Raw genomic sequence first — 13,996 nt, 5'->3', positions numbered from 1 at the left:
ATCGTGCCTGAACAACGGCCGCCAGGGCCAGTCCTGGCGGCCGTTCGCCGGGAGATCCTCGTCACGTCACCCCGCGGACACGGCGTAGCAGCAGGTACATCTCGCACCCGAGGCAGTAGCCGAAGGCCGCGTTGAGGAATGCCGCCGCGAGTGCGCAGCCGGCGGCGGCCGTGCCCAGCCACTGCGGCCCCACGGCGTACCCGAGCAGGCCGACAGCCGCGAAGAACAGCCCGACCGCCTGGGCGAACCGCGGCGGCCGCGGGTCCTCGAACTCCGTCGGCGGCCCCAGCCGCGGGCGCACCACCACCCGGAACAGCCAGCCGTACGGCGAGCGCTGCACCCCGGCTGCCGCGCCCACCGCGAAACACACCGCCTGCCAGGCCAGCAGCCAGACGCTGATGGGGGCACCTCCCGGCCGAAGGCTGGGGGAGATGACGACGGCGGCGAGCACGGCCGTGGTCACGGCGGCTCCGAACCTCGGTCCTCGTACGTCGATCTGCATGCCGCCCAGCATGCCGCAGTGATTCGGCCACGTGACCCGGGAATTCCTGCGGTCGTGTGAACGCTGCACCCCGACATGACGGGACTGGTGGTCTGCCTGGCGGTGCTCGCGGCGGCGAGCGCCTTCGGTGTGCTGCACACGCGACGGGCCGGGAGGATGAAGGTGCGCGGTCGCGACGGTGAGAAGCGCCTGGGCGCGGCTGAGCTGGGCGCGGAGCTGGGGGAGCGGGCGACGCTGGTGCAGTTCTCCACCGCCTTCTGCCAGCCCTGCCGGGCGACCCGGCGGACCCTCGCGGACGTCGCCGGGATGGTCGACGGCGTCGCCCATGTGGAGATCGACGCCGAGGCGCACCTGGATCTCGTACGGTCCCTGCAGATCCTGCGCACCCCCACCGTGCTGGTCCTCGACAAGGACGGGCGCATTGTGCGCCGTGCGTCGGGCCGGCCGCGCAAGGCGGATGTCATCGCCGCGCTCGGGGAAGCCGTGTGAGGGGCCGACCACGGCCTGTGGTGATCCCGATCGCATCTGCCGGATCAGCCTTGACGCTGTGAACCGCGCGTCGTCAGTCTGACGTAATGCGGCCAGGAACCCTTCTCTGCGGGCGAGTCCATACAGACCACCCCCGGAGCGCGAGCGCGCGCTGTCCGAGCCCCTGATGCTCTACGCCCTCATGCATCGGATCCGGCTCGCTCGCCCCTTCCAGAAGGACAACTCCATGACGGCAACGCCCAGTCTCCGCACACCCCAGCTCGCCACCTCCGGCCTCCTGCGCGCCACCTTCCGCCGGCACGCGGCCGGTGTCGCAGTGATCACGGCGCAGGGGGCGCGCCCGGTCGGCTTCACCGCGACCTCTCTCACCTCCGTGGCCGCCGAACCCCCGCTGATCTCCTTCGGCGTCGGTGTCGGTTCCTCCAGCTGGCAGGTCATCGCGGAGGCGGAGCACGTCGGCGTCCACATCCTCGGCGAGCACCAGCGGGAGCTGGCCATGACCTTCGCGCGCGGCGGCGCCGACCGGTTCGCCCCGCCCACCCGCTGGGAGCCCGGGCCGTACGGGGTGCCCGTGCTCGGCGGCGTGCTCGCCTGGCTGGTGTGCCGGGTGGTGGCCCGGGTTCCGGCCGGCGATCACCGGGTCGTCATCGCCGAGGTCGTGTCCGGGGATCCCGACGGCGCCGGCCGGCCGCTGCTGTATCACCAGGGCCGCTACAAAGCGCTTCGCGAATGACGGTGAGCGAGCCGAAGGGCGCCGGTGTCGAAATCCCCCAGCGGGTAGTCCCTCTGGGCCTGACGGCCCGGGTGGGGGTACCCCCAGCGTTAGCGAGTGCCCCTCAGGGGGAGCCCGGAGGCGAGCCGAGCCCCCGATAGGGGGCGCACCCGGCCCAACCATGGGCAAAGTCACAGTTCACCGGCCTTGATAACCGGGAAAGCGACGACTGTACTGACGAGTAATATTCTTGGGCGGAGCGCGGGCCGCTCCGACCGGGATCCGCCCCGAAAGCGGCCTATGCTGCCAGCACAAGGCAGCACGGAAATCACAATGCAGTAGGAGAGCCGGCGTGAGCTTGAGGATCGTTGTCTGTGTGAAGTACGTGCCTGACGCCACCGGCGACCGGCACTTCGCCGAGGACCTGACCGTCGACCGTGATGACGTCGACGGCCTGCTGTCCGAGCTCGACGAGTACGCCGTCGAGCAGGCCCTCCAGATCGCGGACGAGGCGGACGACGCGGAGATCACCGTGGTCACCGTCGGGCCGGAGGACGCCAAGGACGCGCTGCGCAAGGCGCTGTCCATGGGCGCCGACAAGGCCGTCCACGTTGAGGACGACGATCTGCACGGCACCGACGCGCTGGGCACCTCGCTGGTCCTGGCCAAGGCCATCGAGCACATCGGCTACGACCTGGTGGTCTGCGGTATGGCCTCCACCGACGGCACTATGGGCGTCCTGCCCGCGATCCTGGCCGAGCGCCTCGGCGTTCCGCAGGTCACCCTGCTGTCCGAGGTCTCTGTCGAGGACGGTGTGGTCAAGGGCCGCCGCGACGGCGACGCGGCGAGCGAGCAGCTCGAGGCGCAGCTGCCGGCCGTGGTGTCGGTGACCGACCAGTCCGGTGAGGCCCGCTACCCGTCGTTCAAGGGCATCATGGCGGCCAAGAAGAAGCCGGTGGAGTCCCTGGACCTGTCCGACCTGGACATCGAGGCGGACGAGGTCGGCCTCGAGGGCGCCTGGTCCAAGGTCGACTCCGCCGCCGAGCGCCCGGCCCGTACCGCCGGCACGATCGTCAAGGACGAGGGCGAGGGCGGCAAGCAGCTCGCGGAGTTCCTCGCGGGCCAGAAGTTCATCTAGCGGAAGCGGCGGCGCGGGCCGGTTGCAACATGACCCGTGCCCCCACGGATTGCACGCAGGAGAGCAATCCCGTGACTCCGCCCCGAAGGGCTTCTCGCTTGGCCGTCAAGACGGTCTCACGACGGACAAGCCCTGCCCGGCGCCGAGCGGCGCGGGCTGGAGCCTAGATCAAATCGCCTTCCTCCGGCCGAAGTCCGGATATCCCGCCCAGGAGTAGTAATGGCTGAAGTTCTCGTCTACGTCGACCACGTGGACGGCGCCGTCCGCAAGCCCACTCTTGAACTGCTCACGCTCGCCCGCCGCATCGGTGAGCCGGTCGCCGTGCACCTGGGTGCCGGCGCCGACACCGCCGCCGCGACCCTGGCCGAGTACGGCGCGGTGAAGGTCCTCACCGCCGACGCGCCGGAGTTCGGCGAGTACCTCGTCGTACCGAAGGTGGACGCGCTGCAGGCCGCGTACGAGCAGGTGTCGCCGGCCGCCGTGCTCGTCCCGTCCTCCGCCGAGGGCAAGGAGATCGCCGCCCGCCTGGCGGTCCGTATCGGTTCCGGCATCATCACCGACGCGGTCGACCTGGAGGCCGGCGACGAGGGCCCGGTGGCCACCCAGTCGGTGTTCGCCGCCGCCTTCACCACCAAGTCCCGTGTCACCAAGGGCACCCCGGTCATCACCGTCAAGCCCAACTCGGCCGCCCCGGAGGCCGCCCCGGCCGCCGGCACCGTCGAGCAGCTGTCCGTGACCTTCGGTGACCTGGCCAAGGGCACCAAGATCGTCTCCCGCACCCCGCGTGAGTCGACCGGCCGCCCGGAGCTGACCGAGGCCGCGATCGTGGTCTCCGGCGGCCGTGGCGTGGGCGGTGCCGAGCACTTCCACATCATCGAGACCTTGGCCGACGAGCTGGGTGCCGCGGTCGGTGCCTCCCGCGCCGCCGTGGACGCCGGCTGGTACCCGCACTCCAACCAGGTCGGCCAGACGGGCAAGTCCGTCTCGCCGCAGCTGTACGTCGCGGCGGGCATCTCCGGCGCGATCCAGCACCGTGCCGGTATGCAGACCTCGAAGACCATCGTGGCCATCAACAAGGACGCGGAGGCCCCGATCTTCGACCTGGTCGACTACGGCGTGGTCGGCGACCTGTTCGAGGTCGTCCCGCAGCTGACCGAAGAGGTCAAGTCCCGCAAGGGCTGAACCTTTGCCTCGAAGGCCCCGTACGCGCCCTGCGGATGCTGTTGGTTCATCCGGGGTCCTGTTCACTTCGCCCCGCCGAGTTGTTCGGCGGGGCGAAGTCGCGCGAAGTGGCTGGTGCGGGTGCGGGCCCGAGGGGTCTGTGTGAGGTGGCCGTCGTCGACTTGGTGGTCGCCTCGTGCGTACGCAGTGGGTGTTGACCTGCAAGGCAGGGCGCGGATAGCTTCGCTCTACGGATTGTTGATTCCGGCAAGCGGAAAGCAGGAGGGTGTCGGATGGGCCAGCATGAGACGGTGGCAACGAGCCTCGCGGACGCGGTGCGCGAGGACATCGGAGCCTCGCTGGCCGAGGTGGACTCCGAGCTCGCCCGGCGCTACCCCGGTGACCCCGGCACCCGGCAGCCCGTGCACACCGTCTACGTCCCCGGCGACGTGATCGCCGCCGGCACCGTGCGCTCCTGGGGCGACCAGGCCCTCGCCGCCCTTGACGAACACGCCCCCGACGCCGCCTCCCTCGCCGCCGTCCTCGGCCTGAGTGACGAGCTCGCCGAGCCGGTCTACGAGCGGGTGCGCGCCAAGCTCGAGCGCGAGCCCATCGAAGACCTGCGGATCGACTTCGAGGACGGCTACGGCCCCCGTCCCGACGCCGAGGAGGACGCCGCCGCGGCTCGGGCCGCGCGGCTGGTCGCCGACGCCTTCGCCGCCGGCACCGCGCCCCCGTACCTGGGCATCCGTATGAAGTGCATGGAGGCCGCTGTCCGCGACCGCGGCATCCGCACCCTGGACATCTTCCTCACCGGGCTGATGGAGGCCGGCGGGCTGCCCGACGGGCTCGTCCTCACCCTGCCCAAGGTCACCTACGCCCAGCAGGTCGCCGCCATGACCCGGCTGTGCGACGCGTTCGAGAAGGCCCGCGGCCTGGAGCCCGGCCGGATCGGCTTCGAGATCCAGATCGAGACCACCCAGGCGATTCTCGGCCCTGACGGGCGGGCCACGGTCGCCGCCATGATCGACGCGGCGGAGGGCCGCGCCACCGGTCTGCACTACGGCACCTTCGACTACAGCGCCTCCTGCGGCGTCAGCGCCGCCTACCAGTCCATGGACCACCCCGTCGCCGACCACGCCAAGGCGGTCATGCAGGTCGCGGCCGCCGGCACCGCGGTCCGGCTCTCCGACGGCTCGACCAACGTGCTGCCCGTCGGCCCGACCGCCCAGGTCCACGACGCCTGGAAGCTGCACTACGGCCTGGTGCGCCGCTCGCTGGCCCGCGCCTACTACCAGGGCTGGGACATGCACCCGGGCCACCTCCCCACCCGCTACGCCGCCGTCTACGCCTTCTACCGCGAGGGGCTGGAGCAGGCAGCGGCCCGCCTGGCCGCGTACGTGAACCGTGCGGGCGGCGATGTGATGGACGAGCCCGCCACCGCAAAGGCTCTGAGCGGATATCTGCTGCGCGGCCTCGACTGCGGCGCCGTGGACAACGGCGAGGTCACCTCCCTCACCGGCCTGACCCGGGCCGACCTCGACGGACTGGCGGGCCGCCCGGCCAAGGGCTGACGCTCGTTCGGCGCAGCCGCGCCCGCCCTCTAGTGCCGCTGACACGGCACTAGGCTGTCGGCCACACGCAGGAGTTCGCAACGAGCGGGGTGGCCGTGGCTTCGGGGGAGAACGAGCAGAATGAGACCGGCGAGCAGGGCAGTACGGGCCGGCTGCTCGCCGGCCGGTACCGCGTGGTGCGGCAGTTGGGCCGCGGCGGCATGGGCGTCGTATGCCAAGCGGTTGACGAGGTGCTGGGCCGCGAGGTCGCCGTCAAGGAACTGCGCACCTTCAGCGACGCCTCCGCCGGTGAACTCACCGGTCTGCGGCGGCGGATGCAGCGTGAGGCGCGGGCCGCGGCCCGGATTCGGCACCCCGGAGTTGTCGCGGTACACGACGTCGCCGACGACAACGGCCGCCCCGTCATCGTGATGGAGCTCGTCGACGGGCCGTCGCTCGACGATGTGCTGCGGGAGCGCGAGGTGCTGGAGCCACGCGAGGCCGCGGCGATCGGCGCGAAGGTGCTGGATGCCCTGGACGCGGCCCATCGCGCCGGGGTACTGCACCGCGACGTCAAGCCGGGCAATATCATGCTCGATCTCCAGGCAGCCGGGGCGGGGGAGTCCCTCGGGGCAGGCCGGGTGCTGCTCACCGACTTCGGTATCGCGGCCATGGACGACCCGGGCGACGGAGATTCGGCCCGGCTCACCAGCACCGGCTCGCTCGTCGGCTCGCTGGACTACCTGGCGCCCGAGCGGGCCCAGGGGCAGGAGCCGGGGCCCGCGTCCGACATCTGGTCGCTCGGGGCGACGCTGTACGCGGCGGTGGAGGGTGGCTCGCCGTTCCGGCGTACGTCGACGTGGTCCACGCTGACCGCGATCGTCACCGAGCCGCTGCCGGAGCCCCGGCGGGCGGGGCCGTTGACGCCGGTGCTGCGGGAGTTGATGCACAAGGACCCGGCGGCGCGACCGGACGCGCAGCGCGCCCGGGCCTTGCTGGAGGCGGTGGCGGCGGGTCTGCCGTACGACGGGACGGCGGGGGCGGGGGCCTCCGGGACGGCGGCCACGGCCGCGTCCGCGAGCGTCGGCGACGTACCGACGGCGAAGCTCGGCACGGGCGCGCCGGCAGGCGCACCGCGACCGGACGGGCCGAGCGGCACCGCCCTCGGAGCGGCCTTGCCGTTGCCAACGCCCGGGTATGCGCTGCCGACCGAGTCGGTGCCGGTACGGCCGGTGCCCGTTACGGAGCCTGTACCCGCAGGGCCGACCGCCGCCGATGCGCCACTGGTGACGAGCGGCAGTTCCTCCGACTCCGCCGGTGGCCGCAGGCGCGGACGGGTGGTCCTGGCCGCGGCGGTCGCCGTGGTCGTCCTGGCCGGTGCCGGCGTAACCGCCGTCCTGACGAGCGGCTCCGGTTCCGGTGCGTCCGAGCAGGTCGTCGCGAGAGCGACGTCGGCGTCCCCGTCCGGTGCGCCGGAGGGCGGCAAGGCGGTCGGCGCGAAGGTGGAGCGTAGGAAGCCGTCGGACAAGGCGACGGCGCCGCAGGACAGCAAGTCGGGCGGCGGCGGAGACGGCACGTCCACCGGCGGCGGCGACACGGGCGGGTCGTCCCGTGCCGACGGCTCCGGCTCCGGTTCCGGTTCCGGTTCCGGATCGGGCTCGGGAGGGCATGACGGAGGCGGTTCCACGACGACGACCGGCGGTGCCATCGGCGGCTCCAACGGCGGCGACGGCGGAGGCGGCCAGGAGCCGACCCCTGAGCCGGTCTGCCACGCCATCGGCGGCGGGAAGTACAACTGCGAGGTCTGGCGCACCGCGGACTCCTACGACGCGGCCGGCAACAAGGTCGGCACGCTCAATGCGGGCACCAACTACTTCTTCTGCCAGACCAAGGGCCGCCGGGAGACCTACGGTCAGTGGACAAATGTCTGGTGGGCCAAGACCGATGACGACAGCGGGAACACCAATGTGTTCGTCAGCGACGTGTACATCAAGGGCGGGGACAACGACGCGCCGGTCCCGGGCCTGCCGATCTGCTGATCCGTCAGGCCGGGGTGATGACCCGTCAGGCCAGATCCGAGGGCGGGGGCAGCTCGCCCGAACCCCGGACGATCAGGCGGGTCGGCAGTTCCACCCGGGCCGGCTCGACCGCCGCGCCGTCCAGTCGCCGGAAGAGCCGTTCCGCGGCCGTACGCCCCAACTGCGCGGCGTCCTGGGCGACGACGGTGACGGCGGGGGAGAGAAGGTCGGCCAGCTCGAAGTCGTCGAAGCCGACCAGGGCGACCGGTCGCGGCCGCCCGGCGAGAACGCGTACGACGGTCACCGTCACCCGGTTGTTCCCGGAGAACACTGCGGTCACCGGCTCCGGAGCGTCCAGCATGGCCAACGTCGCGGACCGCACACGCTCCGGGTCGGTGGGCCCGAGCGACACCCAGTCCTCGGCGACCGGAAGTCCGGCGTCCGCCATGGCGGCGCGGTAGCCGCGCAGCCGCTCGGACGCGGTGTGGATACGCGGCTGGTCGCCGATGAAGCCGATGCGGCGGTGGCCGTGGGCTATGAGATGCGCGACGCCGTCCCGGGCGCCGGAGAAGCTGTCCGTCAGCACCACATCCGCGTCGATCCGGCCCGGGGGGCGGTCCACGAACACCGTGGCCACCCCGGCGGCTATCTCGGGCTCCAGGTAGCGGTGGTCGTCGCTGGCCGGGACCACCACCAGGCCGTCCACCCGGCGGGCGCAGAAGGCCAGGACCAACTCCCGTTCGCGCTCCGGGTCTTCGGCGCTGGAGCCGTGGATCAGCAGGGCGCCGTGCGCGCGGGCGGTCTCCTCCACGGCGCGGCTCATGGGTCCGTAGAAGGGGTCCGCGAGGTCTTCGAGAACCAGCCCGATGCTCGCCGTACGGCCCTTGCGCAGAACGCGGGCGCTGTCGTTGCGGCGGAAACCGAGGGAGTCGATCGCTTCCTGGACGCGGCGCGTGGTGTCCGGCGTGACGCCCGGCTCGCCGTTCACCACCCTGGAGACCGTCTTCAGGCCGACGCCGGCACGGGCGGCGACGTCCTTCATGGTCGGCCGGGTGCCGTAGCGGCGGCGCGCGGCGTGGCTGGGGGCGGTGTCGGCCACAGTGCTCGATTCCTGTTCGGCGGGCGGGCGAGACGGCTACGAGCATAGGCCCTGGACAACGTTGTCACATCCAGGGAGACTGAAGCCCCCACACCGCCCCTCGACCACGCCCACCAGGAGAGACGCCCCCGATGCACAACGACTTCGTCGCCGCCCTCGACATCGGTGGCACCAAGATCGCCGGGGCGCTGGTCGACGGTGGCGGCCGACTGCTCGTACGGGCCCAGCGGCCCACTCCGGCCCAGGGGGACGGTGCGACCGTCATGGCCGCGGTCACCGCGGTCCTCGATGAACTCGCGGCCGACGCCCGGTGGCCGTACGCGACCGCCGTCGGCATCGGCAGCGCGGGTCCGGTCGACGCCTCCACCGGCACGGTCAGCCCTGTCAATGTGCCCGGGTGGCGCGACTTCCCGCTGGTGGAGCACGTCCGGTCAGCCGTCGGCGGACGGCCGGTGACACTGGTCGGGGACGGGGTGGCGATGACCGCCGCCGAGCACTGGCAGGGCGCGGCCCGCGGCCGGTCCAACGCCCTGTGCCTGGTGGTTTCGACGGGAGTCGGCGGCGGGCTGGTGCTCGGCGGGCGGCCCTACCCGGGCCCGACCGGCAACGCCGGGCACATCGGGCACATCAGCGTGGACCTGGACGGCGACCCGTGCCCGTGCGGTGCGCGAGGCTGCGTCGAGCGGATCGCGAGCGGGCCCAACATCGCCCGGCGGGCCCTGGAGCAGGGCTGGCGCCCCGGCCCGGATGGCGACACCACCGCGGCCGCCGTCGCACGCGCGGCCCAGGCCGGCGATCCGATCGCCCGGGTGTCCTTCGAGCGGGCCGCACAGGCCCTCGCCGCCGGTATCGCTGCGGCGGCCACGCTGGTGGAGATCGAGATCGCGGTGGTGGGCGGGGGAGTGTCCACGGCGGGCGAGGTGCTGTTCGCGCCGCTGCGGCGCGCACTGCGGGACTACGCCACGCTCTCCTTCGTCCAGGATCTGGAGGTCGTCCCGGCCCAGACGGGCACCGACGCGGGCCTGGTCGGCGCGGCGGCCGCCGCCTTCGTCGTACCCGACCCGGGTCTGACCCGGGCCTGACGTCGCATCAAGCCCGTGTCAGATCGCGCCCCGCACCTGCCGTCGGCGGGGAGGCCGCGGGGAAGGCCGCGGTGCGGGTTCGGCCCCCGGTGAGGACGGAGACAGCGCTGACGATAGAGCGTGTTCGGCTCTGTTGGAATAGCCGTCGTAGCGATGGTGTGATGACGCGTCAAGCCCCGGGATGCGCCACTCCAGGCAGTGAGTGTTCCCGGCAGTCGCGTTCGGTTGTGTTGGGTCGAGTCGGACCGTGCTCGCCGTCGGCTCGGTGACCGGCGCCCTTGCCACGGGCCTGGCTCTTTCGGCTTTTCCAGCGGCACTTGTTCCCGGTCTGCGCCTCGGCGCAGGCAATGGCGAGGGCACCTTGCCAGAGAGCGAATCCGTGGCCATGGTGTTGCGGGCAGTCCACTGAGGGTTACCACCCACCGAGGGGGAATCGTGATCGTCTGGCTGAACGGTGCGTTCGGCACGGGCAAGACCACCACCGCGCGCGAACTGGTGGACCTGATCCCCGGCAGCACGTTTTACGACCCACAGCTCGTCGGCAACGGCCTGCGGATGATGCTGCCCCGCAAGCGCCTGGAGGAGGTCACGGACTACCAGGACCTGCCGTCCTGGCGGCGGCTCGTCGTGGAGACCGGGGCGGCTCTGCTCGGAGAAGTTGGCGGATGCCTGGTCGCGCCGATGACCCTGCTGCGGCAGGAGTACCGCGACGAGATATTCGGCGGCTTCGCGGGCCGCCGTATTCCGGTTCGGCACATCCTGCTGCACACCGATGAAACGATCCTTCGGCAGCGGATCGCCGCCCGGGAGGAGATCCCGGGCGACGCCGAGGCCAGCGCTTCCGTACGGGACCGGTGCCTCGCCGGCCTCGCCCCGTACCAGGCCGCACTGCCCTGGCTCACCGCCGACGCGCACGTCGTCGACACCTCCGGCCTCACCCCCCGGCAGACGGCCGAGCAGGTCGCCGAAGCCGTACGCACCGGTGCCGGGGCGTGCGACATCGTGCAGACGCCCGAGCCCACTGCCGAGACCCTGGCGGCCGGGGTGCTCCTGTTCGACGCGCAGGACCGGGTGCTGCTCGTCGACCCCACCTACAAGCCCGGCTGGGAGTTTCCCGGCGGTGTCGTCGAATCCGGCGAGGCGCCCGCCCGCGCCGGCATACGCGAGGTCGCCGAGGAGCTCGGCATCGAACTCGACCGCGTACCACGGCTCTTGGTCGTCGACTGGGAGCCGCCGGCGCCGCCCGCCTTCGGCGGTCTGCGGCTCCTGTTCGACGGTGGCCGCCTCGACGACGACCGCGCCGAGCGGCTGTTGCTGCCCGGCTCCGAGCTGCGCGGCCACCGCTTCGTCACAGAGCAGGAGGCCGAGCAGTTGCTGCCGGCCGAGCGCTTCCACCGGCTGCGCTGGGCGCTGCGCGCCCGCGAGCGGTCCACCGTCCTCAACCTCGAGGCCGGCGTGCCGGCCGGCTGACACTCGCAGCCGACCGGCGGCGTCGCCAACCAGCAGGTCCCCGTGCCCGAAACAGGCCGTCTGCGCGTCGAGCGCGGCCAGCCGGAACGTCTCCAGGGCCTGAGCCCGGTCGACGTTGAACACGCCGAGCCTTCGCTGACGCGTTCGCCGGCGACGACCCGCTGTTCCGTCACGTCCGCACACGGGTGAGGAGCCCACAGAGCATCGGCGTAGTCGAGCGGTTCTTCGGCACGCTGAAGTACGAACGTCTCTACCGCGCCACCATCGGCGGCGGCAACGCCCTCGCCGTCGAAGTCGACATGTTCCGCCACACCTACAACACTCTGTGACCCCGCCAGGCCCTCGACGAACGCACACCACGCGCGGCTTACCTCGCCGTCGAACACTGCGATTGGCGTGTGGCCTTTGGCGGACCCGCTGCTTGACTGGAGGTCCTGACATGACCAGTAAGTTCACCGAGCTTGCGATCGACTGTGCCGATCCCAACGGTCTCGCCCGGTTCTGGTGCTCGGTCCTTGACTACGAGGTGCAAGACGAAGACGACGGAATTGTCACAATTGGCTCCCCTATGGTGCCTGAAGGCAAGAACCACCGTGGCCCAGTGCCACCGAGGTTGACATTTGCGCACGTGCCCGAGGGCAAGACCGTCAAGAACAGGCTCCACCTCGACGTCAACCCAACCGACACGACGCAAGACGAAGAGGTCCGTCGCCTGCTCGACCTAGGTGCTCGACACGCCGACGTCGGCCAAGGCGATGAGAGCTGGGTCGTACTTGCCGACCCAGAGGGGAACGAGTTCTGCGTCCTCGCGGACCGCTGCCCCTGATCGGAGGCCGCACACCGCGCCAGGCCTACTTCCGGTCGCCTACCCACGCTCACGCGAACACGATGAGGAGCCCTCCAAAGATGGAGAATCCCGACCCGAACAAGATCAAACTATGCCAACTTCTTGACTCATGACACGCTCTGCGGCGTACACGCTGACAGGAGGGCTGCCCTTCCGGTGCTACCTACGAGAGGCCAGTTCCGGAATCGGCCGCAATCCGATGTCTGACGTTGCCCCCGCGGCGCACCCACGCAATACGGGGGCACGGCGCCCGAAACGGGAAGAATCTTCCAGGTTTTGACAGATGAGATCGCCGTACGTGACGTAGAGGGAGCCGTGGAGGCTCGCCCCCTGCTGGAACCGGAGTATGTGCAGCCGGGGCATCGCCTCGATGATCTCCATGCCTGCGCCCCTGGGCGCGACCGTCGTCGAGGTGCCGCGCCCTTCGCCGTGGGCGTACGGTGCCTGCGGTGCCCACCCTGCGCAGGCCGCACGTCGTAGGGGGCCGTGCCGTACCGCTCAATTCCCCTGCGATTCCGCGTAGTTGACCAGGAACAGCGCCTCGGCCAGGGACAGCCGTTCCAGCTCCTGCGGGGACACGCTCTCATTCACCGCGTGAATCTGGGCCTCCGGCTCGCTCAGCCCGATCAGCAGCATCTCGGCCTCCGGATAGAGCGCGGCCAGCGTGTTGCACAGCGGGATGGAGCCGCCCTGGCCGGTGATCTGCATCTCCTCGCCCGCGTAGGCCTCGCTCATCGCCGCGGCCATCGCCCCGTAGGCCGGGCTGGCGGTGTCGGCGCGGAACGGCTGGCCCTGGCCGACCTGCTCAACCGCGACGCGGGCACCCCACGGCGCCTTCGCCTCCAGGTGAGCGACGAGCAGCTTGGTGGCCTCGGTGGCTTCGACGCCCGGCGGCACCCGCAGGCTGACCAGGGCACGGGCGCTCGCGTGCACCGACGGGGTCGCGCCGACCACCGGCGGGCAGTCGATGCCGAGGACGGTGACGGCGGGGCGGGCCCACAGCCGGTCGGCAACGGTACCGGTGCCGATCAGCTCCACGCCGTCGAGGACCTTGGCGTCCTTGCGGAAGTCGTCCTCCGGGTACTGCAGTCCCTCCCAGCGCGCGTCGGAGTCGAGGCCGTCGACCGTCGTCGAGCCGTCTTCGGCGCGCAGGGAGTCAAGGATGCGGATCAGCGCGGCGAGCGCGTCGGGCGCGGCGCCGCCGAACTGGCCCGAGTGGAGGTTGCCCTCGAGGGTGTCCACCTGGACCCGGACCAGGGTCATGCCGCGCAGCGTCGAGGTGACCGTCGGCAGGCCGACGCGGAAGTTCCCGACGTCGCCGATGACGATGGTGTCGGCGCTGAGCAGTTCGGGGTGGGCCTCGGCGTACCGCTCGAGGCCGCCGGTGCCCTGCTCCTCCGAACCCTCAACGATCACCTTGACGTTGACCGGGACGCCGCCGTGCGCCTTGAGGGCGCGCAGTGCCGTGAGGTGCATGATCAGGCCGCCCTTGCAGTCGGCGGCGCCGCGCCCGTACCAGCGGCCGTCGCGCTCGGTCAGCTCGAACGGCGGGGAGAGCCAGGCGTCCTCGTCCAGCGGCGGCTGCACGTCGTAGTGCGCGTAGAGCAGAACGGTCGGCGCGCCTGCCGGGCCGGGGACGTAGCCGTACACCGACTGCGTGCCGTCGGGGGTGTCGAGCACCGCGACATCCTGGAAGCCCTCGCCGCGCAGCGCCTGTGCCACCCAGTCCGCGGCGGCCTCGCACTCGCTCTTGGGGAACTGCGCCGGGTCGGCGACCGACCGGAAGGCGACCAGCTCGGCCAGCTCCGTCCGGGCACGGGGCAGCAGCGAGGCGACGGTTTCGGCGAGCTGCTTGCGCTCCATGGTCACGCTCCTTGTGAGTGCGTTCTCGGGCTGCATCCTGGGGGCACCTCCCAGCGGTAGCT

At 71.6% G+C, this 13,996-nt stretch carries 13 protein-coding genes; 10 read left to right on the top strand and 3 right to left on the bottom strand.

What is annotated here, in order from left to right:
* Positions 1-61: 61 nt before the first annotated feature.
* Positions 62-502: a DUF4395 domain-containing protein gene (locus ACY34J_RS14260; RefSeq protein ID WP_462726825.1), complete on the bottom strand. Its 441-nt coding sequence runs from the start codon at positions 500-502 to the stop codon at positions 62-64.
* Between the two features lie 75 nt (positions 503-577).
* On the opposite strand from ACY34J_RS14260, the gene ACY34J_RS14255 reads away from it, so the two are divergent.
* From ACY34J_RS14255 to ACY34J_RS14230, 6 genes are all read left to right on the top strand, one after another.
* Positions 578-991 (top strand): thioredoxin family protein, encoded by a 414-nt coding sequence (locus tag ACY34J_RS14255; RefSeq protein ID WP_462726826.1) that lies wholly within the window; start codon positions 578-580, stop codon positions 989-991.
* A gap of 226 nt (positions 992-1,217) precedes the next feature.
* Entirely contained in the window at positions 1,218-1,724 is a 507-nt protein-coding gene (locus ACY34J_RS14250) for a flavin reductase family protein (protein WP_462726827.1), read from the top strand.
* Positions 1,725-2,055: 331 nt separating this feature from the next.
* Entirely contained in the window at positions 2,056-2,841 is a 786-nt protein-coding gene (locus tag ACY34J_RS14245; RefSeq protein ID WP_462726828.1) for an electron transfer flavoprotein subunit beta/FixA family protein, read from the top strand.
* Between the two features lie 219 nt (positions 2,842-3,060).
* The gene (locus tag ACY34J_RS14240) at positions 3,061-4,023 is read left to right on the top strand and encodes an electron transfer flavoprotein subunit alpha/FixB family protein (protein WP_462726829.1); all 963 of its coding nucleotides are present in this window, start codon (positions 3,061-3,063) and stop codon (positions 4,021-4,023) included.
* A 272-nt stretch (positions 4,024-4,295) separates the two neighbouring features.
* On the top strand, positions 4,296-5,576 hold the full coding sequence (locus ACY34J_RS14235; RefSeq protein WP_462726830.1) for a DUF6986 family protein: 1,281 nt from the start codon (positions 4,296-4,298) through the stop codon (positions 5,574-5,576).
* Positions 5,577-5,671: 95 nt separating this feature from the next.
* Positions 5,672-7,594, top strand: coding sequence for a serine/threonine-protein kinase (locus tag ACY34J_RS14230; protein ID WP_462726831.1), 1,923 nt, complete (start codon positions 5,672-5,674; stop codon positions 7,592-7,594).
* Between the two features lie 25 nt (positions 7,595-7,619).
* On the opposite strand, the gene ACY34J_RS14225 is transcribed toward ACY34J_RS14230, so the two are convergent.
* On the bottom strand, positions 7,620-8,672 hold the full coding sequence (locus ACY34J_RS14225; RefSeq protein ID WP_462726832.1) for a LacI family DNA-binding transcriptional regulator: 1,053 nt from the start codon (positions 8,670-8,672) through the stop codon (positions 7,620-7,622).
* A gap of 131 nt (positions 8,673-8,803) precedes the next feature.
* Between ACY34J_RS14225 and ACY34J_RS14220 the strand changes: the two genes are divergently transcribed.
* The 4 genes from ACY34J_RS14220 (at position 8,804) to ACY34J_RS14205 (ending at position 12,050) form a co-directional block, all read left to right on the top strand.
* Positions 8,804-9,754, top strand: a complete 951-nt coding sequence (locus ACY34J_RS14220) for an ROK family protein (RefSeq protein ID WP_462726833.1) — start codon at positions 8,804-8,806, stop codon at positions 9,752-9,754.
* A gap of 435 nt (positions 9,755-10,189) precedes the next feature.
* Positions 10,190-11,224, top strand: coding sequence for an NUDIX hydrolase (locus ACY34J_RS14215; RefSeq protein ID WP_462726834.1), 1,035 nt, complete (start codon positions 10,190-10,192; stop codon positions 11,222-11,224).
* 185 nt (positions 11,225-11,409) lie between these two features.
* Positions 11,410-11,553 carry a hypothetical protein gene (locus ACY34J_RS14210; protein ID WP_462726835.1) on the top strand — a complete coding sequence of 48 codons (144 nt, stop codon included), beginning with the start codon at positions 11,410-11,412 and terminating at the stop codon, positions 11,551-11,553.
* Positions 11,554-11,663: 110 nt separating this feature from the next.
* On the top strand, positions 11,664-12,050 hold the full coding sequence (locus ACY34J_RS14205) for a VOC family protein (RefSeq protein WP_462726836.1): 387 nt from the start codon (positions 11,664-11,666) through the stop codon (positions 12,048-12,050).
* A gap of 519 nt (positions 12,051-12,569) precedes the next feature.
* Here ACY34J_RS14205 and ACY34J_RS14200 read toward each other — a convergent pair.
* Positions 12,570-13,934 (bottom strand): M20/M25/M40 family metallo-hydrolase, encoded by a 1,365-nt coding sequence (locus ACY34J_RS14200; protein WP_462726837.1) that lies wholly within the window; start codon positions 13,932-13,934, stop codon positions 12,570-12,572.
* Between the last annotated feature and the right edge of the window lie 62 nt (positions 13,935-13,996).

The organism is Streptomyces sp. HSS9-12 (genome assembly GCF_054963655.1).
This window is presented reverse-complemented; position numbering and strand designations above follow the sequence as displayed.